Source organism: Streptomyces odonnellii (assembly GCF_000981895.1).
In the GTDB taxonomy this organism is placed as follows: Bacteria; Actinomycetota; Actinomycetes; order Streptomycetales; family Streptomycetaceae; genus Streptomyces; species Streptomyces odonnellii.
Genome location: NZ_LATD01000220.1, coordinates 1 through 22,856 on the forward strand (window position 1 = coordinate 1; position 22,856 = coordinate 22,856).

23 protein-coding genes are annotated in these 22,856 nt (G+C 71.0%); 10 read left to right on the forward strand and 13 right to left on the reverse strand.

Annotated features, from left to right (window positions below):
* Positions 1-60 precede the first annotated feature (60 nt).
* Positions 61-1,563 (reverse strand): aldehyde dehydrogenase family protein, encoded by a 1,503-nt coding sequence (locus WH07_RS20680; protein ID WP_046502054.1) that lies wholly within the window; start codon positions 1,561-1,563, stop codon positions 61-63.
* A gap of 111 nt (positions 1,564-1,674) precedes the next feature.
* Between WH07_RS20680 and WH07_RS20685 the strand changes: the two genes are divergently transcribed.
* The gene (locus WH07_RS20685) at positions 1,675-3,243 is read left to right on the forward strand and encodes a GMC family oxidoreductase (protein WP_106409639.1); all 1,569 of its coding nucleotides are present in this window, start codon (positions 1,675-1,677) and stop codon (positions 3,241-3,243) included.
* 58 nt (positions 3,244-3,301) lie between these two features.
* Here WH07_RS20685 and pgm read toward each other — a convergent pair whose 3' ends face one another.
* From pgm to WH07_RS20700, 3 genes are all read right to left on the reverse strand, one after another.
* Complete coding sequence (gene pgm / locus WH07_RS20690) at positions 3,302-4,942, reverse strand: phosphoglucomutase (alpha-D-glucose-1,6-bisphosphate-dependent) (protein WP_046502057.1); 1,641 nt, start codon at positions 4,940-4,942, stop codon at positions 3,302-3,304.
* Between the two features lie 175 nt (positions 4,943-5,117).
* Positions 5,118-5,840 carry a chitinase gene (locus WH07_RS20695; RefSeq protein WP_046502061.1) on the reverse strand — a complete coding sequence of 241 codons (723 nt, stop codon included), beginning with the start codon at positions 5,838-5,840 and terminating at the stop codon, positions 5,118-5,120.
* Positions 5,841-5,853: 13 nt separating this feature from the next.
* Positions 5,854-6,372, reverse strand: coding sequence for a lytic polysaccharide monooxygenase auxiliary activity family 9 protein (locus WH07_RS20700; protein WP_046502064.1), 519 nt, complete (start codon positions 6,370-6,372; stop codon positions 5,854-5,856).
* Positions 6,373-7,169: 797 nt separating this feature from the next.
* Between WH07_RS20700 and WH07_RS20705 the strand changes: the two genes are divergently transcribed.
* A complete protein-coding gene (locus WH07_RS20705; protein ID WP_046502066.1) occupies positions 7,170-8,744 on the forward strand; it encodes a M1 family metallopeptidase in 1,575 nt (524 codons plus the stop codon).
* 82 nt (positions 8,745-8,826) lie between these two features.
* Here the strand turns inward: WH07_RS20705 and WH07_RS20710 are convergent, their stop codons facing one another.
* Positions 8,827-9,393, reverse strand: a complete 567-nt coding sequence (locus WH07_RS20710) for an inositol oxygenase family protein (RefSeq protein WP_046502069.1) — start codon at positions 9,391-9,393, stop codon at positions 8,827-8,829.
* A gap of 222 nt (positions 9,394-9,615) precedes the next feature.
* Between WH07_RS20710 and WH07_RS20715 the strand changes: the two genes are divergently transcribed.
* Complete coding sequence (locus tag WH07_RS20715) at positions 9,616-9,999, forward strand: luciferase domain-containing protein (RefSeq protein WP_046502071.1); 384 nt, start codon at positions 9,616-9,618, stop codon at positions 9,997-9,999.
* Positions 10,000-10,114: 115 nt separating this feature from the next.
* Complete coding sequence (locus WH07_RS20720; RefSeq protein WP_046502075.1) at positions 10,115-10,318, forward strand: antitoxin; 204 nt, start codon at positions 10,115-10,117, stop codon at positions 10,316-10,318.
* A 74-nt stretch (positions 10,319-10,392) separates the two neighbouring features.
* Here WH07_RS20720 and WH07_RS20725 read toward each other — a convergent pair whose 3' ends face one another.
* Positions 10,393-11,043, reverse strand: a complete 651-nt coding sequence (locus tag WH07_RS20725; protein WP_046502158.1) for an endonuclease — start codon at positions 11,041-11,043, stop codon at positions 10,393-10,395.
* 250 nt (positions 11,044-11,293) lie between these two features.
* Between WH07_RS20725 and WH07_RS20730 the strand changes: the two genes are divergently transcribed.
* Entirely contained in the window at positions 11,294-12,514 is a 1,221-nt protein-coding gene (locus WH07_RS20730; protein ID WP_046502077.1) for an SGNH/GDSL hydrolase family protein, read from the forward strand.
* Positions 12,515-12,598: 84 nt separating this feature from the next.
* Here WH07_RS20730 and WH07_RS20735 read toward each other — a convergent pair whose 3' ends face one another.
* The 5 genes from WH07_RS20735 to WH07_RS20755 form a co-directional block, all read right to left on the reverse strand.
* Positions 12,599-13,498 (reverse strand): NAD(+)/NADH kinase, encoded by a 900-nt coding sequence (locus tag WH07_RS20735; protein WP_046502080.1) that lies wholly within the window; start codon positions 13,496-13,498, stop codon positions 12,599-12,601.
* Positions 13,495-14,505, reverse strand: a complete 1,011-nt coding sequence (locus tag WH07_RS20740; protein WP_046502082.1) for an SPFH domain-containing protein — start codon at positions 14,503-14,505, stop codon at positions 13,495-13,497. Before WH07_RS20740 ends, WH07_RS20735 begins: the two co-directional genes overlap by 4 nt.
* Positions 14,506-14,608: 103 nt before the next feature.
* Entirely contained in the window at positions 14,609-15,040 is a 432-nt protein-coding gene (locus WH07_RS20745; protein WP_046502084.1) for an SHOCT-like domain-containing protein, read from the reverse strand.
* 23 nt (positions 15,041-15,063) lie between these two features.
* Positions 15,064-15,324, reverse strand: coding sequence for a hypothetical protein (locus WH07_RS20750; RefSeq protein WP_046502086.1), 261 nt, complete (start codon positions 15,322-15,324; stop codon positions 15,064-15,066).
* A complete protein-coding gene (locus WH07_RS20755) occupies positions 15,321-15,710 on the reverse strand; it encodes a DUF2089 domain-containing protein (RefSeq protein ID WP_232788993.1) in 390 nt (129 codons plus the stop codon). Before WH07_RS20755 ends, WH07_RS20750 begins: the two co-directional genes overlap by 4 nt.
* Before the next feature lie 263 nt (positions 15,711-15,973).
* On the opposite strand from WH07_RS20755, the gene WH07_RS20760 reads away from it, so the two are divergent.
* Both WH07_RS20760 and WH07_RS20765 read left to right on the forward strand, forming a co-directional pair.
* On the forward strand, positions 15,974-16,522 hold the full coding sequence (locus WH07_RS20760; RefSeq protein WP_046502088.1) for a DoxX family protein: 549 nt from the start codon (positions 15,974-15,976) through the stop codon (positions 16,520-16,522).
* 80 nt (positions 16,523-16,602) lie between these two features.
* Entirely contained in the window at positions 16,603-17,001 is a 399-nt protein-coding gene (locus tag WH07_RS20765; protein ID WP_046502090.1) for a YunG family protein, read from the forward strand.
* 71 nt (positions 17,002-17,072) lie between these two features.
* Here the strand turns inward: WH07_RS20765 and WH07_RS20770 are convergent, their stop codons facing one another.
* Positions 17,073-18,272, reverse strand: a complete 1,200-nt coding sequence (locus tag WH07_RS20770) for a PP2C family protein-serine/threonine phosphatase (RefSeq protein ID WP_157877396.1) — start codon at positions 18,270-18,272, stop codon at positions 17,073-17,075.
* Between the two features lie 230 nt (positions 18,273-18,502).
* Between WH07_RS20770 and WH07_RS20775 the strand changes: the two genes are divergently transcribed.
* The gene (locus tag WH07_RS20775) at positions 18,503-18,859 is read left to right on the forward strand and encodes a GNAT family N-acetyltransferase (RefSeq protein WP_046502093.1); all 357 of its coding nucleotides are present in this window, start codon (positions 18,503-18,505) and stop codon (positions 18,857-18,859) included.
* Positions 18,860-18,953: 94 nt separating this feature from the next.
* On the forward strand, positions 18,954-19,583 hold the full coding sequence (locus WH07_RS20780; RefSeq protein WP_046502096.1) for an aspartate/glutamate racemase family protein: 630 nt from the start codon (positions 18,954-18,956) through the stop codon (positions 19,581-19,583).
* Positions 19,584-20,097: 514 nt separating this feature from the next.
* Here WH07_RS20780 and gndA read toward each other — a convergent pair.
* A complete protein-coding gene (gndA, locus tag WH07_RS20785) occupies positions 20,098-21,537 on the reverse strand; it encodes an NADP-dependent phosphogluconate dehydrogenase (RefSeq protein WP_046502098.1) in 1,440 nt (479 codons plus the stop codon).
* 460 nt (positions 21,538-21,997) lie between these two features.
* On the opposite strand from gndA, the gene WH07_RS20790 reads away from it, so the two are divergent.
* Positions 21,998-22,759, forward strand: coding sequence for a DeoR/GlpR family DNA-binding transcription regulator (locus WH07_RS20790; protein WP_046502102.1), 762 nt, complete (start codon positions 21,998-22,000; stop codon positions 22,757-22,759).
* The last annotated feature ends 97 nt before the right edge of the window (positions 22,760-22,856 follow it).

A 22,856-nucleotide genomic window follows, 5' to 3' on the forward strand; every position in this document is an offset into this window, starting at 1 on the left:
CGGAGACCCGTCTCCCGCCCGTGCACCGTCCCCCGTGGTCTGTCCGTGCCTTCCGGCCCGTCAGAAGCGCAGGTAGACGTTCTTGGGCTGGGTGTATTCGAGGAGTTCCTCGATGCCTTCCTCCCGGCCGACCCCCGAGTTCTTGACTCCGCCGAAGGCGGTGCCGGGCAGGTGCGCGGCGCTGGAGTTGACCCAGAGGTAACCGGTCCGCAGATCGCGGGCCGCCGCCATGGCGGTACGGAGGCTGGTCGTCCAGACCGCGGCCGTCAGCCCGTACGGCAGCGCGTTCGCCTGCGCGATGGCCTCGTCGTAGCTGTCGAACGGCGCGGCGACCAGCACCGGGCCGAAGATCTCCTCGCTGAACAGCGGGCCGGTCGCGCCGGCAGGGGCGGAGAAGAGCGTGGGCGGTACGAAGAAGCCCGGGCCGTCCGGGATCTTGCCGCCGGTGATCAGTTCCAGCGCGGGATCCGCCAGGCCCGCCCGGACATAACCGGTCACCTTGCGGTACTGGTTCGCCGAGGCCAGCGGCCCCATCTCCGTGTCGGGCAGCCGGGGGTCGCCCATCCGTATCCGGTCCATCCGCCGGCCGACCTCGCCGACCACCCGGTCGTACACCGACCGGTGGACCAGCAGCCGCGATGTCGATCCGCAGGACTGGCCCTGCCAGGTGAAGTTCATGCCCCGTACGGCGCCGTCGGCGGCCTCGTCCGGATCGGCGTCCGCGAAGACGATCAGCGGGTTCTTCCCGCCGAGTTCCAGCGTGACCTTCTTTACCGCGGTGCTCGCGGCCCTGGCCTGGATCCCGCGGCCGACCGTGTCGGAGCCCGTGAAGGCGATACGCGGCACATCCGGATGCGTCACCAGCCGGTCCCCGGCCACCCCGCCCAGTCCGGTGACGACGTTCAGCACACCGGCCGGCACGATGTCCGCCGCCAGTTCGCCCAGCCGCAGCGCCGACAGGGAGGTCGCCTCCGCCGGTTTCAGGACCACGGAGTTGCCGGCCAGCAGCGGGGCCGCGATCCGGGCCGCGGCGAACATCAGCGGATGGTTGAACGGTACGATCCGGCCCACCACGCCGAACGGGTCCCGCAGCGTGAAGTCCATCGCGTTCCGGTCCGCCATCGGAATGGTCTCGCCGCGGAGTTGGAGCGCGAGGCCCGCGAAGTAGCGGAGCTGCGCCACCGCGATACGGACATCGTTCCGCATCATCGTGACCGGGCTGCCGTAGTCCATGGTGTCGATCCAGGCCAGCTCCGTACCGTTCGCCTCGATCGCGTCGGCGAATTCGCGCAGCACGCGCGCACGGTCCGTGATGGACATGGCCGCCCAGCCCGGCGCCGCCGTGCGCGCCGCGTCGACCGCGGCATCCACGTCGCTCGCGTCGCCCTGCGGGAAGCGGCCGATGGTGCTCGCGTCGGCCGGGTTCACCACATCGAGTGTCGCGCCCGAGGCGGCATCGGTGAGCCGTCCGCCGATCAGCATGCGCCAATGGCGGTCGGCGATCTCTTTGACGCCGGGGATCGTGTCCGTACCGGGAGCCTCGCCACGTATTCCGGTGCTCATCGGCCGTTCCTCTCCCGCAGAAGGCAATTAACCCATTTTGCCCCTTTTTAGTACCCTGCCATTGGTGGGACGAACCGCAGGGTGATCCGCAGCCGCGCAAGGGAATCCGCAGTGGACCTGTACGACGTCATCGTGGTGGGCGGAGGTACCGCGGGCTGTGTGCTGGCCGCGCGGCTGTCGGAGGACGCCGGTTCCCGGGTACTCCTGCTGGAGGCCGGCAGCCGGAGGCCGCTGGAGACCGCGCCGTCCACCTGGCCGGCGCTCCAGGGGACATCGGCGGACTGGGCAGGTGTCTCGGTGGCGCAGTCCGCGACCGGTACGACGATTCCCTGGCCGCGCGGGCGTGGCCTCGGCGGATCCTCCGCCATCAACGGCATGTGCTTTCTCCGCGGCCACCGCTCCGGTTACGACGCGTGGCCCGCGGCCGGCGCCACCGGCTGGGGATTCGACGATCTGCTGCCGTACATGAAGCGCAGCGAACACGCCGAGGGGCGCGATCCGGCCGTACGGGGCGTCGGCGGACCCCTGACCGTACGGCCCGCGGAGTCACGGCATCCGGTCGCGTGGGCGGGGCTGGCCGCCGCGGCCGAGACCGGCTACCCGCTCGTGGCCGACATCAACAGCGGACTGGAGCGCGGCTTCGGCTGGGCCGATCTCAATATCGTCGGGGGCAGACGGCAGAGCGCCGCCGACGCCTATCTCGCACCTGTGCTGCGCCGCCCCAACCTCCGGGTGGTGACGGAGGCGTCGGCCCATCGGGTCCTGGTGGAGCGCGGGCGCTGTACGGGGGTGGAGTACGGCGTGGGCTCCGAGGTGTTCCGAGCCGGGTGCCGGGGAGAAGTCGTCCTGACCGCGGGCACGGTGGGATCGGCGCAACTCCTGATGCAGTCGGGTATCGGGCCGCGGGACCATCTCCGCAGTGTGGGGATCGAGGTCGTTCTGGACCTTCCCGGAGTCGGCGCGAATCTCCAGGACCATCCCCGGTCGACCGTCGTCTACGGCCCGGCGCGGCCGATACCGGCCGGGGTGAACAACCACGCGGAGGCGATCGGCCTGGTGCGCGGCGACCCCGCCCAGAACGCCGCCGCCCGCCGGGACGTGCCGGATGCCCCGGGCGCGGCGGACGCGCCGTACCTCCAGTTCCAGGTCATGGACATCCCGTACTACGCCCCCGCGCTGCCGCCCCGGCTGCCCGATCCCGGGCAGGGCGTCTCCATCGCCTTCTCTGCGGTGGCGCCCCGCAGCCGCGGTTCCGTGCGGCTGGCCGGTGCCCGGCCGGGGACGCCGCCCCGGCTGGACCCGGACTACTACGGCGACCCCCGCGACCTGGAGGCCATGGCCGCCGCACTGCGGATCGCCCGCGCGATCGGACGCGCCCGGGCCCTGGACACCTGGCGCGGTGAGGAGGTCCTGCCCGGGCCCGGGGTACGGGACGACGACGGCGACGCCGTGCGCGCGTATCTGTACGCGAGCCTGCGGACGTACTCGCACCAGGTGGGCACATGCAGGATCGGTACGGACGAGATGGCCGTCGTCGACACGGAGTTGAGGGTGCGCGGGATCGGCGGACTGCGGGTGGCCGACGCCTCGGTGATGCCGACGATCGTGTCCGCCAACACCGTGGCCACCGTCTACGCGATCGCCGAACGAGCGGCGGACCTCCTCCGGCGCACCCCGTAGCGGAACGCCGACCGGCGCCCCGGAGCACCGACGGACGCCCGCGCCCCGTCCGCGAGCCTCAGCCTCCCAGCGCGCTCGCCACGACCCCCTTCGCCTCCTCCTGGACCTGCCCCAGATGGCCGGCCCCGAGGAACGACTCCGCGTAGATCTTGTAGACGTCCTCCGTGCCCGAGGGGCGGGCCGCGAACCAGGCGTTCTCGGTGATCACCTTGATACCGCCGATCGGCGCCCCGTTGCCGGGCGCCTCGGTCAGCACCGAGGAGACCGGCTCGCCCGCGAGCGTGTCCGCCGTGACCTGCTCGGGGGAGAGCCGGGCCAGCACCGACTTCTCCGCCGGGGTGGCGGGTGCGTCGATACGGGCGTACGCGGGCGCCCCGAACCGGCCGGTGAGCGTGGCGTAGTGCTCCGACGGCGTACGCCCGGTGACCGCGAGGATCTCCGAGGCCAGCAGCGCCAGGACGATGCCGTCCTTGTCGGTCGTCCACACCGAGCCGTCGCGCCGCAGGAAGGACGCCCCGGCCGACTCCTCCCCGCCGAAGCCCAGCGAGCCGTCGGACAGCCCGGCCACGAACCATTTGAAGCCGACGGGCACTTCGACCAGTTCGCGCCCGAGGTCCGCGGCGACCCGGTCGATCATCCCGGACGACACCAGCGTCTTGCCGATGCCCGCCCCGGCCGGCCAGCGCTCGCGGTGGGCGAAGAGATAGGCGATGGCGGCGGCGAGATAGTGGTTGGGGTTCATCAGCCCGGCGTCCGGGGTGACGATGCCGTGCCGGTCGGCGTCGGCGTCATTGCCGGTGGCGATCGCGTACTCGTCGCGCCGGTCGATCAGCGAGGCCATGGCGTAGGGCGACGAGCAGTCCATCCGGATCTTCCCGTCCCAGTCCAACGTCATGAACCGCCAGGTGGGATCGGCCAGCGGATTGACCACCGTCAGATCGAGCCGGTGCTGCTCGGCGATACGGCCCCAGTACGCGACCGACGCCCCGCCCAGCGGGTCCGCGCCGATCCGTACCCCCGCGGAGCGCACCGCGTCCAGGTCCAGCACGGCCGGCAGGTCCGTCACATAGGTGCCGAGGAAGTCGTACCGTCCGGTCGTCGGCGCCGCCAGGGCACGGGCGTACGGGATCCTCCGTACGTCCTTGAGCCCGCCCGCGATGATCTCGTTGGCCCGGTCCTGGATCCAGCCGGTCGCCTCGGAACCGGCCGGGCCGCCGCTCGGCGGGTTGTACTTGAAACCGCCGTCGGCGGGCGGGTTGTGGGACGGCGTGACCACCACGCCGTCGGCGAGCCCCGAGGCGCGGCCGCGGTTGTGGGCGAGGACGGCGTGCGACACGGCCGGGGTGGGGGTGTAGCCGTCCGCGCTGTCGACGAGGACGGTCACCTCGTTGGCGGCGAAGACCTCGATGGCGGTCACCCGGGCCGGCTCGGACAGCGCGTGGGTGTCGGCACCCAGGAAGAGCGGGCCCGTGGTGCCCTGTCCGGCGCGGTATTCGCAGATCGCCTGGCTGGTCGCGGCGATGTGGTCCTCGTTGAACGCGGTGGCGAGGGACGATCCGCGGTGCCCGGAGGTGCCGAACGCCACGTGCTGGGCCGGCTCGGCCGGGTCCGGGCGCAGCGCGTAGTACGCGGTCACCAGCCGGGCGACATCGATGAGATCCTCCGGCCGGGCCGGCTGTCCCGCTCGTTCGTGCGGCATCTGCCCACTCCTCCAGGTCGGTTGCTGCGATCGGTTCCCCGGCCCATTTTCCCGGGCCGCCGGAGCGCCCCGCGAGCGCCCCGCCGTACCGGGCACCGCGCGGCCGTCGCGAAGGGGCGGTGCCACCGGCCGGTGAGCCGGTGGCACCGCCCCTGGCGGCGTTACGGTGTCTGCATCAGCAACCGAGATTGCCGCCCGGCTCCACTCCGAGGATCCCGGTGAAACTCGTGTAGCGGTCGATCCGGCTCTGCACCTGGGCGGGGTTTCCGCCATTGCATTCGATGCTGCCGTTGATGCTGCGAATGGTCTCGCCGAAACCCGCGCCGTTCACCATGGCATTGTGCGGAGTCATGGTGCCGGGACCGCTCTGGGTGTTCCAGTACCAGAGCCCGGTCTTCCACGCCACGGCCGAGTCGTTCTGCACGAGATCGGGATTGTTGAGCAGATCGATGCCCAGCGCGTCGCCCGCGGCCTTGTAGTTGAAGTTCCAGCTCAACTGAATCGGGCCGCGGCCGTAGTACTTGGCCACTCCCGCGGGGCAGCCGTATGGCTGCGAGGCATCGCAGTAGTGCGGGTAGTTCGCCGTGTTCTGTTCCACCACATGGACCAGACCGCCGGTCTCGTGGCTGACATTCGCCAGGAAGGCAGCGGCTTCCTGCTTCCGTACGGTGTCGCTCCCCGTCCCCGTGAATCCGGGATAGGCGCTCAGTGCCGCGGTCAGTCCGCCGTACGTGTAGAAGGGATTCCGGTTCGGGAACATCTGGTTGAACTGGGCCTCGCTGACGATGAAATCGGCGGCCTGTGCCGTGCCGGTCACCGAGGACGGTGCGAGGGAGACCAGCGAGAGCGCGGCGGCCGAAGCGGCCGCGGTGATCAGCACGCGCGTGCGTGTACGCATCGGGTCCCCTCCCTCAGCCGCCGATATTGACATCGACGCACGCGTAGAACGCGTTGACGGTGTCCGCGATGTTCCAGACGGCGAGGACCTTCTGCCTGCCGGTGATGCCGCCGAAATTCACCTGGTGACTCACGGTCGCACCGGGCTGGGCCCCGTTGTCGTTGAATTCGGCGACCCGTTGTCCGCCGACGAAGTACTGCCAGGTGCTGGTGGAATGGCGTGCCGTCAGCTTCCAGTTGAATGTGGTGGTGCTGCCGACCGGGGTGACGGCCCAGCCCTTGGAGTCGTCGTCGAGTTCGGCGAAGCGCGAGTTTCCGCCGCTGCAACTGGTCAGCCCCTTGGGGCCTTCCACGCTCTGCGGTTCGTACTTGATGTCACCGCAGCCGACGGTTCCGGCGGCACACTGGGCCTGCCTGCTGGGCGGCGAGGAAATATATCCATGAGCGCTCGCCGAACCGGTGGGAAGGCTTATGGCGAGAACCGGAGCGAGGGCGGCGCCGAGCGCTGCCGCCATTTTCCTTTTCGGGTGCATGCGTTCTCCTTCACATCAGGTCTTCCTGCGTGATATCCGGACCGTGGGGGATCCCGATACGGCAGGTCGGCCTCTCGAGTGTGGGGGCCAAGAGGCGCGAAGGGCGGTGGTGGATTCCTGGGCGCCGGACGCCGCCGGAGGCGTTGCGACCGGAAAGGTCTCGACCACTTGGACTAGACCATACCGGCCGACGTGTCCTCGTCAAGGGCCTTGCGGCAAAGGCCGGTTGAGGCCGGTGGGCGAGGAGAGGGTGCGGGGCGGGGCGTGCTCCGGCCGGCGTCCGCCTCGTAACACCTGTCACGGGCCTGTCACAGGGCCGTCCCGACGCCGTCCCGAGCAAGGCCCCGAGGGCGGCTCCCGGCGTGCCCCGGTCTCGGCTCCGGAGCCGGTCCGAGGCCGGATCCGGGCCGCTCCCGGGCCGAATCGGGCCGTCGAAATGTCCGGAGCGGCCCTCCGCGTGGGCAGTTGACGCGGTCATCCACCGCGTCGATCATGCTGCTCAGGTCGCACTTACGGCAGGAGCTGTGCCGCGACCGGCAAGGTTCGCGCGCCAAGGAGCGGCGTTCAGTGCGTGCGGTCGCAAGGCGGCCGGAAGACCTCGTAGCGGAGCCACCCGGGCTTGTGGCCGACGCCGCGAGCGCGCGTGCTGGGCGTCGCGACGGCGCGAACGTTGCCGGGAGGGGCACTCGCAGCCGTAACGCCTGAGGTCACGGGGGAGAGTCACGACGGTCGCGGAGGCATGCCTCCGCCCGGCCGCCGGGACTTCACGCCCTCATGGAACGAACCGAAAGAGGACCATGCGATATCGCACCCGAGTGACGGCACCGGCCGCCGCGCTCCTCGGCACCACAGCAGCTCTTGCCCTCTCCCCGGCCGCGTCGGCCGCGGCACGGACCACCGAAGGGCAGGACGCCGGAGGCCTCAGAACGGGCGGGACCCCCGGCGGCGACAGCCTGGGCGACCCCGTCTACCCGGTGCTCGGCAACACCGGCTACCGCGTCTCCGCCTACTTCCTCGACTTCACCTACCTCGCCGGCACCCGGCTGGTCGACGCGAGCGTCACGGTCACCGCGTACGCCAAGCAGGACCTGTCCCTGTTCTCCCTCGACGCGGTCGGCTTCGAGGTCCACCGGGTCCATGTGAACGGACGCGCGGCGACCTTCGAACAGCGGCCCGAGAAGCTGGTCGTCACCCCGCCGGCCCGTCTGGCGGACCGTGCCAAGTTCACCGTACGGGTCGACTACACCGCCGCCCCCCGCAAGCTCGCGTTCCCGTACAACGGCTGGGTGCCCACGCCCGACGGCTTCGCGGTGGCCGGGCAGCCGGATCTCGCGCGTACGGTCTTCCCCTGCAACGACCACCCCAGCGACAAGGCCGACTTCACCTTCCGTATCACCGCGCCCGAGGCGCTGACGGCCGTCGCGACCGGTTCGCTGGTCTCCACCAGGACCGCGAACGGCACCACCACGGTCACGTACCACTCGCGCGAGCCCCTCGCCACCGAGCTGATCCAGGTCACCGTGGGCGACTACAAGGTGATCGAGCGGCCCGGCCCGAGCGGGCTGCGGGTGCGCGATGTCGTACCGACCGCACGGGCCGCGGCACTTGAGCCCGCGCTGTCCCTGACCCCCAACCAGATCGTCTGGCTGGAGCGGCGGCTGGGCCGCTTCCCCCTGGAGGCGTACGGCATCCTCCCGGCCAACACCGACGACCCCAACGCCTTCGACTTCACCGGTCTGGAGACGCAGACCCTCACCATCTACAAGCCGAACTACCTTCTCCAGGCGGAGAATCTGATCGGCTCGCACATGATGCACGAGCTGGTCCACACCTGGTTCGGCAATCTCGTCTCGCCCGCCACCTGGGCCGACCTGTGGCTCAACGAGGGCCACGCGGACTACTACGGGCTGCTGTACCGGTACGAGCGCGGCTGGCCCGACTCGATCGGCCTGACCAGCATGGAAGCCCGGATGAAGGATGTCTACTCGCGGGGCGACCAGTGGCGCCAGGACGCGGGCCCGGTCGCGTCGCCGACAGCGGCCACCCTCTTCCACAGCCAGCGCTACACCGGCGGTGTGCTGGTGCTGTACGCGCTGTGGACGCTGGTCGGCGAGGAGGTCTTCAGCCGTATCGAGCACACCTTCCTCGACCGGTACCGCAACAGCCACGCGTCCACCAAGCAGTACATCGCGGTGGCCTCCGAGGTGTCGGGGCAGGACCTGACCGGCTTCCTCACCGAGTGGCTGTACGGCACGAAGACGCCCAGGATGCCCGGCCACCCGGACTGGACCGTCACCCCGCCCACGGGCTCCACCGCCCGTCGTCAGCTCCTCCGCGCCCCGAAGGACCAGGGCAGCGCGACGCTCTCGTAGCGTATGGGCGCCGGGGCCCGGACACCGTCCGTCCGGGTTCCCGGCGCCGTAAGCCGTCAGCCACGTACCAGTGCCGCTCCCCCTAGTACGGCGAGCGCGCCCCGACGTGGTGGTGACCGGCCGCGACCGATTCGAGGACCGGCCGCCAGTCGTCGAGGATCCCCGCGTCAAGACCGACGGCCCTGCCCTCCTCGTCGGCCCTGCGCAGCCGTACCGCGTCCTCGGCCATCGGGTCGAGCGCGAACGCCTCCGCCTCCGCCCGGGTCATCGGCCCGCCCTGGCGCAGCAGGGTCCGCGCGCTGTGCTCGGGGAGCGTGTGCCACGGCTCCATCGCGGCCAGATACCGCTTCGCGGGCACATGGAGCTGTACGAGCCTGGCCACCCGGTGGCCGAGCAGCGGGCGTACGGCGTCGGCGGCCCGGTCGGCGTGCCCCTCGTCGTCACCGGGCAGCAGGAGATGGCCCAGGTCGTGGACCAGACCCGCGATCTGGAGTTCCTTGTCGGCGGGATGGCGGCGGCGCAGCAGGGCGGCCGTCTGCAGGGCGTGCTCATGGAGATCGACGGAATCGGCTCCGCCGCCGGGGAAGTCGCGGACGCCCCGGCACGCGTGGAGGAGATCCATCAGCTCGTCGACCGAGTTCGCAGCCATGGTGGCCCTTTCCCGTTCTGAAACGTCCGCCGTCGCCAACTTCCCCCGCCTGCCGAGGAGATCACGAAGGGGTGAACGGGCCGCCGGGCGGAGCGTTGAACACGTGACGAACAAAAGCCGTCGGCCCGTGGCCTGCACGGCGGCGTGGGGCGCCGGAAAAATGGAGCACTCTTTGTTCAGCGTTCCACTGTGCGGCGACGCGGCGTACGGCACGCTGGAAGCATGAACGCTGCCAGACATGCCGGCGAACGGCTGATGACCTGGCCGGGTCTCAGCGGTGGCCGGGCCTATTGCGGCACAGATTCCTGCGTACGCGCGGGAACACGGGACATCGTGCACTTCCACGGCGAAAACGAAGCGGATGTGCACCTCACCCACGCCATGATCGCCAAGCTCCGCCCCGCGCTCAAGAGGTCCACCGCACTCCGGTTGCGGGCCGGTTGCGGCTGGGTGACCGTACGGCTCGACACCGGCGCCGACATCGACCTGCTGGCCACTCTGGTCAGCGCGGCGCTGCTGGCCGCGGGGGCGCTGCCCGAGGAGGACGGCGCAGGGGCCCTGAGTGATCCGTGCACCCGGCAGCGCGTGCTGTCGTCCTCGCACTGACGGCCGTTCCGCGCCGCCGCTGTTCCGTACCGGCGCGGATGCGGGATCTGCGGATGCGGGATCGCCGGACAGCGGTGAAGGTGGACTTGAGTCCGTTCCGAGCGAGGAGCCGAACATGTCGATGCTCGACAAACTGAAGGGCCTCATCAAGGGGCATGAGGGCGCGGTCCGCCAGGGGGTGGAGAAGGCGGGTGACGCTGTCGACCGGAAGACGGGGAACAAGTACCAGTCGCAGGTCGACACCGCGCAGAAGAAGATCAACGAGCGGCTGGGCACCGACAAGCCGCCGTCGTCCGACCCCCGGCCGCCCAACTCCTGACGCACCGTCGACAGCCGTGACCGCCAACTGCCCCTTCGCGCGCCCTTCTCGTAACGGCTTCTCGTAACGGCCGTTCATGACGCGTCCTGCGTGCCGCCCGTCCTTGGCCGTTCGAGAGCCGCCCGTACCATCGCCGCGGCGAAGACGGCGGGATCGGTGTGACCGGTCAGCCGGGCCAGCGCCCTGGGCTCATCGGGGAGCCCGCGTTTGCGCGCTCCCTGGAGAGCCTTCTTGTCCAGATACGGGGCGACCTCCGGCCAGACGCCCTGGACCTCGCGCAGAAAGATGTCCACGCCCACCGGGCCGAGTCCCGGAACCTGCCGCAGCAGTGAGCGCAGTCTGTCGATGTTCCCGCCCGCCTCGGCACGGAGGCGGCGCAGATCGCCGTGGTACTTGTCGAGCAGCAGCTCGGCGCCGGCGCCGAGCTGGGTCGAGGTGCGCTCGTCGTAACGGCGGTAGCCGCCCCGGCCCAGCGCGTCCACCCGCTCCTGCCAGGTGGCGTCCGCCATCCGCCGCGCGTCGCGGAATCCCGCCTCGCTCAGGGCGCGGGAACTGGCGACCGCGGTGTCGCTGCGGATCCGCGCGCTCAACAGACAGGACAGCACCAGCAGTTGGTAGAGCGGCTGCGGTGTGTCGCGGAGCTGGATGTGCGCCTGGTCGGCGTAGGTACGGCCATGGGTGGCGAGCAGTTTCCGTACGGTCTCGCGATCGCTGGTGTCCGGCACGACGCGCCTCCTCCGTGCGGCGGAATCGCGGGTACCCGCCCCGGCGCGGCCCGGTGCCGGCCGGGTGCCCCGCATCTCCATTGTGACTCCGGGCGCCGCCGGTCGCATTGTCCGAACACCGCAGCCGCGCGTGACGACGCCACCGGGACGCCACCCGGCCCGTTCGAACATTGAACCGGAAGCGCTTTCTGTCCGTGTTCATTTATGTCATGGGCACGACTATCGTCGTCACGAGAGGGTCCAACCCGCAATGAACAGACCGGTGTTACCCCTTCGCACCCCCGGTGCGATCGCCGTCATCACCCTCGCTCTCGCGCTCGCCACCGTCCTCGCGGCACCCACCGCCACCGCCGCCCGTCCCGCCACCACCTCGGTGGTCACCTGGGGTGCCAGCGCCGACCGGCTGGACGCCGCCGTCGCCAACCGCAGCCATCGGATCGTCGTGCACACCAGTGCCGGCGGCAGCGCGCTGCGGATCCGGCTCTCCAACGCCTTCGGTGAACAGCCGGTGACCTTCGGCCGCGCCTACGCCGGGGTACGGGCCTCCGGCGCCGCCGTGGCCCCCGGCACCAACCGCGCGCTGTCCTTCGGCGGCGCCGCCTCCGTCACGGTGCCGCCGGGCGGCTCCGTCTACAGCGACCCGCTGCCCGGCACCGTACGCCCGCAGTCGGATCTCGCGATCAGTGTGTACGTACAGAACGCCGCCGGTACGGCCACCGGCCACCGGATGGGGCACCAGACCTCGTACATCGCGCCCGTGGGTGACCACACGGCCGAGGAGGCCGCCACCTCGTACACCCAGCAGACCGGCTTCCGCCACTACCTCGACGCGGTCGTGGTCGACGCCCCGCGCGGCACCGGGGCGGTCGTGGCGCTGGGCGACTCGATCACCGACGGCGCCAGCTCGACCGCGAACACCAACCGCCGCTGGCCCGACTTCCTCGCGGGCCGGCTGGGCGCCGACCCCGGCACCACGCTCAAGGGGGTCGCCAACGAGGGCATCTCCGGCAACAAGGTGCTCTCCGACGGTGCCGGGGTGAGCGCGCTGAAGCGGCTGGACCGGGACGTCCTGTCGCAACGCGGGCTGCGTACGGTGATCCTGCTCGAAGGCGTCAACGACATCAAGGCCAGCCCCGCGCCCACGGCCGCCCAACTCATCGACGGATACCGGCAGATCATCGACCGGAGCCATGCCGCCGGTGTCTGTGTGGTCGGCGCGACCGTCATGCCGTACGAGGGCTGGGGGGAGTGGAACGCGGGCGGCGAGGCGATCCGCCAGCAGGTCAACTCCTTCATCCGCGGCGGGGCGTTCGACGCGGTCGTCGACTTCGACGCGGTGGTCAAGGACCCGGCGGCCCCGGCGAAGATCCTCCCCGCGTACGACAGCGGGGACCATCTCCACCCGAACGACGCGGGGATGAAGGTCATGGCCGACGCCATCGATCTGCGCAGCCTGAACTGCAACCGGTAACACCATGGTGGCGCCAGGGGGTTGGGGAACCCTGCTCCTCTGTGAAGGCTCCTCCGCCTCCTGGCGCATCCGCTGCCGCCCGTCTCAGCTCAGCAGCCGCAGGGCGGTCGGGGATCGGCCCACCCGCACGGTCTGACCCCATGTCAGCTCCAGCGCGTCGTTCTCCATTCCGTCTCCGAAGGCGACCAGCCGGTCCGACTCGACGGTGAGCCGGAGCCGTTCCGAGGCGGTCAGCACCCCGGCCACCAGCGAGGTGCCGGTGGCCGGGGAGGGCCAGGCCTCCCGTACGTACCAGAGCAGCCGGGGCTCGGCCGGGCCCGGTGGCGGCGGCCCGCCACCGCGTTCGCGGTGCAGCGAGCCGAGCCAGCCGGTGGCGCCCGTACCGGTGCCGACCAGCACACCCGAGGACGCCTGGGCCTTGGCGGGGGCGCTCTCGTCGTCGGGGCCGAGACGGTAGCGGGCGGTCTGGTGGCCCGGTCGGCCGAGATAGATCTCGTTCAGCGCGAGCAGCCGCTGGGCGTCGTCGGTGACCGCCTCCACCATGGTCAGTTCGTCCATGGAGCCCGCGCCGGCGACGGCCGCCCGCAGCAGCGCGGGCGCGTCGGCGGCACGGTGGCGCACCAGTACACCGGGGTTGCGCCCGGGGTCCGTGTCGATGCCCACCACAGGCTGGCCGGACAGGTATTTGGCGGCGTTGGCGACCAGACCGTCCTGGCCCACCACGACCACCACATCCTCGGGAGCGAACAGGAACCGGTCCAGATCGGCGCGCTCCACCCGGGCCTGCCGCCACAGCGACGGCACCGCCGCCGCGACCTCGGCCAGTGCCCGGCGCGCCCGCCGGTGCCGCTCCGCGACCTCCTCGATGGACCGGCCGCGCGAGGAGAGGAAGAAGGCGGCCTGGCCGTGGGTGCCGTGCCGGGCGAGCAACTCCTCGTACTCACTGGTGCGGTGCACCAGCACCGCACGCGGCGCGAGGCTCACGCCTCGTCCCCGCCGGGGCGGCCCAGCCTGGCCAGCAGGCCGGTGAGCACATCGGGGGAGAGGGTGACGCTCTCGACACGCGGCAGGTTCTCGGCGAGACGGGTGGCGGCCAGCGCGTGCAGGGTGGCCGCCTCGACCTCGGCGTGCACCCGGAGCCAGGCGGACTGGGCGGCGGCGCGCGCCTCGCCCGTCTCGCGCGCGGCCTCGGCCCCGGCCCTGGCGAGCCGTACGGTACGGAGGGCCTCGGCCTCCGCCCGTATCGCGTCGGCGGCGGCGCTCTCCTCGGCCTCGCGGCGGGCGTTGGTGCCGTGCTGCTCGACCAGCCGCTCCTCCCTGCGCGCCAGTTCGATCCTGCTCGCGAGTTCGTTCTCGGCGATGGTCCGCTCGCGCTCGACGGCCACGGCCCTGCGCTCGTAGGTGGCGCGGTCGGCCTCCTGCTGGATCTGTTCGCGGGCGGGCGTGCGCAGCGCGCGCTCCACCTCGGGCTCGGGACGGATCGCCACGACACGCACGGCCACCACCTCGATCCCGGTGGCGGGCAGCCGCGGTTCCGCACCGAGGCCCTCGGAGATCCGTTCGCGCACCGATGCCACACCGTCGGCGAGAGCCGCCGAGAGCGGGGTACGGGCCAGCACGTCGAGGGCGTGCTGCTGGGCGGTCTCGGTGAGCAGGGTGGCGATCTGCTCCAGCGGCGCGCCGCGCCAGGCACCGGTGTCCGGATCGATGGAGAAGTCGATACGGGCGGCGGCGGTCGCCGGTTCGCTGATCCGGTAGGTCACGGTGGACTGGACCGTGACGTCCTGGAAGTCGGCGGTACGCGCATGGAAGGCCATCGCCAACTCACGGTCGTCGACCGGGACTTCGGAGAGTGCGGCGGTCAGCGCCCGGAACCAGAAGCTCAGCCCCGTTCCGTCGTGGACGAGCTTGCCCCGCCGGTGGTGGCGGACATGGGCGGTGGGCGCGGAGCGGAGATGGCGCCGGCCGAAGCGGCGGGTGATGTCGGCCATGGAAAGGGACCCCCCTCTTTTTCGTCATGGCGACGATATTGGGCCGGTCTGTTTATCGTCAAGGTGACGTGAGTGAGGGGGCGGCGCTACCGGATGGGCGGTATCACTCGCAGTAGACCCGCATCTTGGAGCCGGGGTCGTCGAGGTCGACGATGAGATCGTCGAGGTGTTCGATCAGGTCGTCGAGGTGCTGCGGCTTGAGTTCGGCGAGGTCGATCGGCACGCCGGCCTTGTCCAGCTCCGCGTTGGCCTTGGTGATGGCCACCGGTGGGATCAGGGTGGTGAGCCGGACGCCGGCGCGCAGCAGTTGCAGCGGGACACGGACGTTGAGCCGGGTGGGGCCGTCACCGCCGGTGTCGTCCTCGGCGTCCATCACCACGCGCAGATACTTGGGGCGGGCCTTCGGGCGGGAGGCCGTACCCGTCGGCGTCTCGGGCTGTGTGCGCTGGAGCGCTTCGAGCAGCCGCTCGGCCTCGTCCGCGGTGATCTTTCCTTCGGCCAGCATCTCCAGGATCTGGCGGCCCTGCTCGTTCATGTGTGTCCTCCCGTTTCTCTGAGTCATCTGACGCTGACCAGCACGACTGTCCGGCTCTGCTCCATCTCGAACCGGGTGCCGGGCAAGGCCCACAGCACCCGTCCCGCACCGCGCAGCGCGCCTCCCGGGCTGATCCGGAAGATGCGGCATGCGATGCATCCGCCCAGCACGGCGAGCACCAGCAGCGGTGACAGCACCAGCGCCAGCGGCACGACGGGGATGTACATCCGCACCCGGCGCCCGTTGGAACGGCGCACATGCACCGTCACGAGCTGCGGGATCATCGCCCCTCCAGCTCGGCCAGGGCGTCCGCGGCGCTGATCTCTCCCCGGCGCAGACGGTCGACGACGTCGGCGGCGCTCGTGGGCGCCGGGTCGACGTCGACGAAGTCGAGGTGCTCGGCGATCCGCTTCAGCCGGGACTTGACCGTCGGGTAGCTCACCCCGAAGATCCGCTCCATCTCCTTGATGGATCCGTGCGCCCGGACGAACGCGGCGACGAAGATCTGGTCGTCGATGCCGAGCTGCGCCAACTGCGGCGGCTCGAACCGCCCCTCGATCGCGATGCCGCTGTCGGCGAGGCGGACCCGCTCGACCGCGAACGGCCGACCACGCGTCAGGTCCGTCAGGTCCTGCCAGTCCATCGTCGGCTCCTTGCTCTCAGCGACCATGCTTCATTTCTACCTTGAGATTTTTAAGGAGTCAACCGGCGGATATTGAGATCTATGATCTGGATCTTGATTATGTGGCTTGCGTGCAACCAGGTCCGGGGGCGCCCGGCCGATCTCGACGTTGGGACGCCCCCTCGGGGCCGTCACGGCGACCCGTACGGCCCAGCAACGCTGCCCCTCGGCGCCACGGGCCGCCGAGAGTGGAGTCGTACGTCCGTAGCCCTCGGCCATCTTTCGACGCCTCCCACCTTCCGGAGCCCGCCATGACGACCTGTGTGAACCGTCGCGACCTCGGTCTGCTCGCCCTGCGGCTCGGCATCGGAGCCGTGCTCGTCGCCCATGGCGGCCAGAAACTCTTCGGCTGGTTCGGCGGGGCCGGGATCGAGGGCACCGCGCAGGGCATGGAGGCCATGGGCTACCGGCCCGGTAAACCCAGCGCGGTGGCCTCCGGACTCGCCGAGACCGGAGGCGGGCTGTTGCTGGCGCTGGGCCTGGCCACTCCGGCGGCCGGAGCGGCGGCCGCCGGAGGGATGGCCGGGGCGTCGGCGGTGCATGTGCCCAACGGCTTCTTCGGCCAGTCGGGCGGCTTCGAATTTCCCGGCTTCCTCGGCTGGACGGCCGCGTCCCTCGGTCTGACGGGCGCGGGCCGCTACTCCCTGGACCACGCCACCTGTCACCGCCTCGACCGGCCCTGGATGGTCCCGGCGGCCTTCGCGGTCAGCGCCGCGGCGGCGGCCGCGGTCATCGGAAAGCGGGCGAAGGCGATGGCGGCATCTCAGGAGTCGGAGGAGCCCGCGCTGAACGGTGCCTGACGGGTGCCCGACCGGTGCCTGACCGGCCGGCGTGTGGGCGCCGGGGGGTGACTGTCAGTGGCGGGTGCGATGCTGCGGCGATGAAGCCTTGGAGCCTGCTCGACCTCGACAAGGCCCTGCGAACGAGCTGGGCCGCCGACACCTGTTCACCGGACGACCGCGCCGACTGGCACCCCGGCAACCCGGCCCGGGGCCACTGCGACATCACGGCGCTGATCGTCCATGACATATTCGGCGGCGACCTCATGCTCGGCGAAGTCCATCTTGATGGGGAACAGCACGGCTACCACTGGTGGAACCAACTGCCCAGCGGTGTCGAACTCGACCTGACGCACGAGCAGTTCGAGCGAGGCCAGACCGTCACCGCCCGGCGCGTCGTGGCCCGGCCGCCGGGCCCGCTGTCCCGTCGCTGGGACGAGTACCTCCTCCTGCGCGAGCGGGTCGCCGGGCGCCTCGGGCGTCCGGCATGGCTTCGCTGAGTACGGCAGCGATCGGGGGCGGGGTGCGACGACCTGTGCCACGCGTGCCAACCCACGGGCGCGGACACGGCCTACGCGTTCGTCGGCTGCGCCGTCGGTTCCGGCAGGCGATCCATCGCGACGAGTGCCACGTCGTCCTGCAACCGGCCGTCCACATGCTTCAGCAGGTCCTTCATCAGGACCTCCAGGAGCTGATCGGGTTCGCGCCAGCGCAGTTGGGCGATCCGGTCGGACGCCGGGTAGAACATGCCGGTGGCATCGCGGGCTTCGAGCAGGCCGTCGGTGTGGAGCAGGAGTGTCTCCCCGGGCTCCAGCCGGAAGACATCGAGGTGGTACTCCTCGGCCGAACCTGCCAGCCCGAGTGGAGGCGCGGGCTGGGTCGAGCGCAGGGGCTCGGCCGGGCCGCCACCGGAGCGCAGGGGCGACGGGTGGCCGCAACTGATCATCCGGACCACGGGAATGTCGTCGGGCACCTCGACGACCAGGACGGTGATGAACCGTTCACCGCTGTCGCGGTCGGCCGCGCTGACCTCCATGAGATGCCTGCGGACACTGCCCTCCAGCGAGGCGACCAGCTCCGGCAGGGTGGCGGCGCGGTGCGCGGCCTCCCGGAAGGCGCCCAGCACCGTGGTGGCGTCGTCGACCGCCGGAAGCCCGTGACCCCGTACGTCCCCGATGATGAGCCGGACCGCGCCGGGGATCCGCGCCGCCGCGTACAGATCGCCGCCGATCTGTGCCTGGGCCGCCGCCGAGCGGTACACCGACGCGATCCGCAGCCGTCCGATCCGGAGGGGAAGGGGGCGCAGCACCGCGCGCTGCACCGTGTCGGAGACGGACCGGACCTGGTTGAACGCCTTGGTGTCCAGCCCCCGCAGATACCAGAAGAGCAGGACCAGACCGCATACCACGAGCTGATCGATCACATGGATGGGCAGGATCGCCGAGTTCAGCAGACCGTCCCGGATGTCCAGGGAGACCCCGGCCACACACGAGACCGCGGTGATGACCCCCGTGACCCCGGGGCCCGCGAGTCCCGCGGTCATCGCGGGGACGGCCACCAGGAGCGAGGCCAGATGGATTTCGGGGGGAACGAGGAAACCCGTTACCGTGACCGTGCACAGCACGGCAACCGGAAGCAGCTTGGGCGCCTGCGACAGCGATCTCATGACCGTCGACTGCTGGGCCGCCGGATTGCCCGGCATTCGCAAGCCGCTGGTCGTGGCAGCCTCGATGAGCCGCGTCAGACCGGCGGGGATACGTTTCGGCTTCATCCTCCGGCGGAGTGGTTCCATGGTTTGCCTGTGCTTGAGCGGTGTGTCCGACTGGCGACAGACGTTCGCGGGCGCTGCCGGTGTCCGGTGCTTCCCCTGCGGCCCAGGTCCGGCCGTGATTGGTGAAGGATAGTACAGAAATGCACTTTTCCGGGTTATATTCCGCAGGCTGGACACCCATGTCCGTCCCGACAACCGCGTGGTCGCATCGAATCAGGGAGAGCACTCTCATGTCAGATCTCGACATCCGCGACAACCGCTCCGAGGGCCGGCTGGAGGCGTATCAGGACGGCCGGGCGGTCGGTTCGATCGTCTATCTCACGCTCGACGCCGCCGAGGTCCCGCCCGCGCTGGTCGCGGTGCACACCGGGGTGGAGCAGGGGCACGAGGGCAAGGGCATCGCGGGCGCGCTGGTGCGTGAGCTGTACGCGATGGCCGGGCGCGAGGGCGTACCCGTCGTACCGGTCTGCCCGTACGCCGCGCGCTGGGCCCAGCGTCATCCCGAGGACGCGCCCGCGGCCCCCGCCGACGTGGTCAAGGCCGCGACGGAGGGACTCAAGGAGGCTCGCGAGTCACGCCAGGACTGAGGCGGCGCGGGCGCCTGGCCGAAGTTGCTGTCCGTTCCGGCATGCTTTGCCCGGTCAAGTGGAGAATGCCGGTCGCGGTACTAGCATCGCGATCATGCTGACTCTGCTCCATACCTCCCCGGTCCATGTCCCGGTCTTCGACGCCCTGCGGGACGTGGACCACCCCGGACTCGCCCTCCGTCATGTCGTCGACGAGTCGCTGCTCATCCGGGCGCGGGCCGAGGGCCCCGAATCGGTGGCCCAGGACATCGCGGCGGCGCTCGCCCCCGCGGTCGCCGAGGGCACGACCGCAGTGCTTTGCACCTGCTCGACCATCGGCGAGGTCGCGGAGAAGACCAGCGTGGTCCTCGGTGTGCCCGTGCTGCGGGTGGACCGGCCGATGGCCGCGGCCGCCGCGGCGGCCGGCCGGGTCGTCGTGGTCGCCGCCCTGGAGAGCACACTGGAACCGACGGCCGCGCTGATCCGCCAGGAGGCGGCGGGGCGCCCGGTCGATCTGCGCATGCTGCTGGTCGAGGGTGCCTGGGAGCGCTTCGAGGCGGGCGACCGCGACGCCTATCTGGACATGGTGGCTGCCGCGGTCGACGGGGTCACCGGAGCGGATGTGGTCGTACTGGCCCAGGCCTCGATGGCCGACGCGGCCGACCGTACGACCTGCGGGATCCCGGTGTTCTCCAGCCCGCGCCCGGGCCTGAACGCCGCTGCCGCGGCCGCCGCCGCGATCTGACGCCGGTCCGGCCGGCGGGTACGGAAAACCGCGGGTACGGAAAACCTCCCGGGTGCCCCCCAGCGCCACCGTGCGGTCGCCGTGCGGGCACCGGTGGCGGATCGTGCGTGGACCCGGCGCGCGGGGGCACGCGCACCGGGAGAGAGTGAGAACGCAGCACGCCCGCACTCCTGGAGGCAAGGCCATGACCAGCCCGAACCCCGCCCCCGTACATCCCGATCCCGTACACCCCGACGCCGTACCGCCCACATCCACCCCGCGGCCCGGACCGCCGGGCCCCGGGCCCGACCCGGTGCCACCGGCTCCGCCGCCGATGCCCACACCGCCGCCGCACCCGGCGCCCCCGCCGGGACCCGGTCCGGTACCCACACCGGACCCGATCCCGAGCCCGCCGCCGCCGGGCCCCGGTCCCGTACCGCCGCCGGAGCCGGAACCCTCACCAGGGCCCCTGGGACGGCGCCCGGCGGCGATGAGCTGACGGACCCGGCGACGGGGACTCAGCGGGAAGCACGCGCTACGCGGAGACCTCCGAGCGGTCACCGCCCCACAGCGTGTGGAACGAGCCCTCGCGGTCCGTGCGCCGGTAGGTGTGCGCGCCGAAGAAGTCCCGCTGCCCCTGCGTGAGCGCGGCGGGCAGCCGCTCCGCGCGCAGCGCGTCGTAGTACGAGAGCGCCGCCGCGAAGCCCGGCGTCGGCACACCCTGGTGCACGGCCGTGGCGACGACCGCGCGCCAGTCCTCCTGCGCCGCGCCGATCTCCTCGGCGAACTGCTTGTCCGAGAGCAGGCTCGGCAGATCGCGCTGGGTGTCGAACGCCTCGCGGATCCGGTCCAGGAAGGCGGCCCGGATGATGCACCCCGCCCGCCAGATCGCGGCGACGGAACCGAGGTCGATGTTCCAGCCGTACTCCTCGCTGCCCGCCTGGATCTGGTGGAAGCCCTGGGTGTACGAGACGATCTTCGAGGCGTAGAGCGCCTGCTCGACCTGGTCGGCGAAGCGCGCCGCGTCCGCCTCGGAGAGCGGCGCCGCCGTCGGGCCCGGCAGCGAGCGGGAGGCCTCGCGCAGCGCGGCGTGCCCGGAGAGCGAGCGTGCGAAGACCGCCTCCGCGATACCGGAGACCGGGACCCCCAGATCGAGCGCGATCTGCACGGTCCAGCGGCCGGTGCCCTTCTGCTCGGCCTGGTCGGTCACAATGTCCACGAACGGCTTGCCGGTCGCCGCGTCCGTATGGGCGAGCACCTCGGCGGTGATCTCGATCAGATACGAGTCGAGCCGCCCGGTGTTCCAGGACCTGAAGGTCTCCGCGATCTTCGCGGGGGAGTAGCCGGCCACGGACCGCAGCAGGTGGTACGCCTCGGCGATGAGCTGCATGTCGGCGTACTCGATGCCGTTGTGCACCATCTTCACGAAGTGGCCCGCCCCGTCCGGACCGATATGGGTCACACACGGCGCGCCGTCGGGCGCCTTCGCCGCGATCCGCTCCAGCAGCGGGCCGAGCGAGGCATACGACTCGGCGGAGCCGCCGGGCATGATGCTCGGACCGTGCAGCGCGCCTTCCTCGCCGCCCGAGATACCCACACCGACAAAGTGGATTCCGCGCTCGCGCAGCTCCCGCTCCCGGCGCCGGGTGTCGGCGAAGTGGGCGTTGCCGCCGTCGATGATGACATCGCCCTCCTCGAGCAGCGGGGCGAACTCCTCGATCACGGCATCCGTCGGACCACCGGCCTTCACCATGATGATCAGCCGGCGCGGACGCTCCAGCGCCGCGACGAAGTCCGCCGCGGACTCGGCCGCGACGAAGGTGCCCTCGTCCCCGAACTCGTCGACCAGAGCACGCGTCTTCGACACGGTCCGGTTGTGCACCGCGACCGTGAGGCCGTTGCGGGCGAAGTTCCGGGCGAGGTTGCGGCCCATCACCGCGAGCCCCGTGACACCGATCTGGGCTGTTCCACTCATGTCGTGTGCTCCTGGGTATCCGTCGGATGCGCCGCGCGCCACCGCTGTCCCGTCGGAAGGCGGTACGTACGGCGGAGCGCGGCTGTTCATCAATCGTCAAGCCGGCCTGGACGTTGTGCATTTCCGGGCCTGTGGCATCGTGCCGTAGTTCTCCGTGCGAGCGCGAGGCGCACCGTGCGCAGGTGTGACCGGGCTTCCGAATGCCCGCTCCGGTCACGGGAACAGTGTGTACCGCACCGGGCGCCGAACGGGCGCGTACCGGGCACCAATCGGGCAGCGGCCCGGACGGTTGAACCCCCGATTGCCAGAGTGACCAGCGTAAACGGTCTTGGTGAAACGGGCATGAACGGGCACAGCCAATGTTGCGAAGAAGCTGGTGGCGGCGGGTCCCTTGCTTGTACAAACGACGCATGAGCCCGAACGGGTGCTGAGCCGCAGCAAAGCAGGGAAGTGTGTGGTCGTGGACACCGACGAGCGCCGACGAGAAATCCTTGAGATCGCCCGACGAGACGGATCGGTGGAGGTCACCGCGCTGGCGGGGAGACTCCGGGTCGCCAAGGAGACCGTACGGCGAGACCTGCACGCCCTGGAGGAACACGGACTCGTACGGCGTACCCACGGCGGCGCCTACCCGGTGGAGAGCGCCGGATTCGAGACCACCCTCGCGGTACGGACCACCCGGCTCGTCCCCCAGAAGTCACGGATCGCGGTCGCCGCGGCCGATCTTCTCGGTGACGCCGAGACGGTCTTCGTCGACGAGGGCTTCACCCCACAGCTCGTGGCCGAGGCACTGCCCCGGGACCGTCCGCTGACCGTGGTCACCGCCTCCCTCGCGGTGGCGACCGCGCTCGCGGACGCCGAGAAGATCGCCGTACTGCTGCTCGGCGGCCGGGTCCGGGGCTCCACCATGGCCACGGTCGACCACTGGACCACCCGGATGCTCTCCGAGTTCGTCATCGACCTGGCGTACGTCGGAGCGAACGGCATATCCCGCGAGTACGGGCTCACCACCCCCGACCCCGCGGTTAGCGAGGTGAAGGCACAAGCCATGCGGAGCGCCCGGCGACGGGTCTTCGCCGGGATCCACACCAAGTTCGGCGCGGTCAGCTTCTGCCGCTTCGCCGAGGTCGGTGACTTCGAGTCGATCGTGACGGACGCGGGGCTGCCCTCGGCCGAGGCCCAGCGGTATTCGCTGCTCGGGCCGCAGGTCATCCGGGTCTGATCCGGTCCGGCCCGCTCATTTTCCCTCGTACACCCTTTCGTACATTCATGGATCCTTCAGTACCCCTATAAGCACCCATAAATCCCACCGCGAGTCC

Coding starts and splice junctions, on each gene's coding strand:
- WH07_RS20770 (WP_157877396.1), bottom strand. CDS start 18,272: ATGAAGCCGAAACGTATCCCCGCCGGTCTGACGCGGCTCATCGAGGCT.
- WH07_RS20700 (WP_046502064.1), bottom strand. CDS start 6,372: ATGCACCCGAAAAGGAAAATGGCGGCAGCGCTCGGCGCCGCCCTCGCT.
- WH07_RS20755 (WP_232788993.1), bottom strand. CDS start 15,710: ATGGTCGCTGAGAGCAAGGAGCCGACGATGGACTGGCAGGACCTGACG.
- WH07_RS20750 (WP_046502086.1), bottom strand. CDS start 15,324: ATGATCCCGCAGCTCGTGACGGTGCATGTGCGCCGTTCCAACGGGCGC.
- WH07_RS20720 (WP_046502075.1), top strand. CDS start 10,115: ATGTCGATGCTCGACAAACTGAAGGGCCTCATCAAGGGGCATGAGGGC.
- WH07_RS20680 (WP_046502054.1), bottom strand. CDS start 1,563: ATGAGCACCGGAATACGTGGCGAGGCTCCCGGTACGGACACGATCCCC.
- WH07_RS20705 (WP_046502066.1), top strand. CDS start 7,170: ATGCGATATCGCACCCGAGTGACGGCACCGGCCGCCGCGCTCCTCGGC.
- WH07_RS20760 (WP_046502088.1), top strand. CDS start 15,974: ATGACGACCTGTGTGAACCGTCGCGACCTCGGTCTGCTCGCCCTGCGG.
- WH07_RS20695 (WP_046502061.1), bottom strand. CDS start 5,840: ATGCGTACACGCACGCGCGTGCTGATCACCGCGGCCGCTTCGGCCGCC.
- WH07_RS20715 (WP_046502071.1), top strand. CDS start 9,616: ATGAACGCTGCCAGACATGCCGGCGAACGGCTGATGACCTGGCCGGGT.
- WH07_RS20745 (WP_046502084.1), bottom strand. CDS start 15,040: ATGAACGAGCAGGGCCGCCAGATCCTGGAGATGCTGGCCGAAGGAAAG.
- WH07_RS20740 (WP_046502082.1), bottom strand. CDS start 14,505: ATGGCCGACATCACCCGCCGCTTCGGCCGGCGCCATCTCCGCTCCGCG.
- WH07_RS20730 (WP_046502077.1), top strand. CDS start 11,294: ATGAACAGACCGGTGTTACCCCTTCGCACCCCCGGTGCGATCGCCGTC.
- pgm (WP_046502057.1), bottom strand. CDS start 4,942: ATGCCGCACGAACGAGCGGGACAGCCGGCCCGGCCGGAGGATCTCATC.
- gndA (WP_046502098.1), bottom strand. CDS start 21,537: ATGAGTGGAACAGCCCAGATCGGTGTCACGGGGCTCGCGGTGATGGGC.
- WH07_RS20775 (WP_046502093.1), top strand. CDS start 18,503: ATGTCAGATCTCGACATCCGCGACAACCGCTCCGAGGGCCGGCTGGAG.
- WH07_RS20710 (WP_046502069.1), bottom strand. CDS start 9,393: ATGGCTGCGAACTCGGTCGACGAGCTGATGGATCTCCTCCACGCGTGC.
- WH07_RS20765 (WP_046502090.1), top strand. CDS start 16,603: ATGAAGCCTTGGAGCCTGCTCGACCTCGACAAGGCCCTGCGAACGAGC.
- WH07_RS20780 (WP_046502096.1), top strand. CDS start 18,954: ATGCTGACTCTGCTCCATACCTCCCCGGTCCATGTCCCGGTCTTCGAC.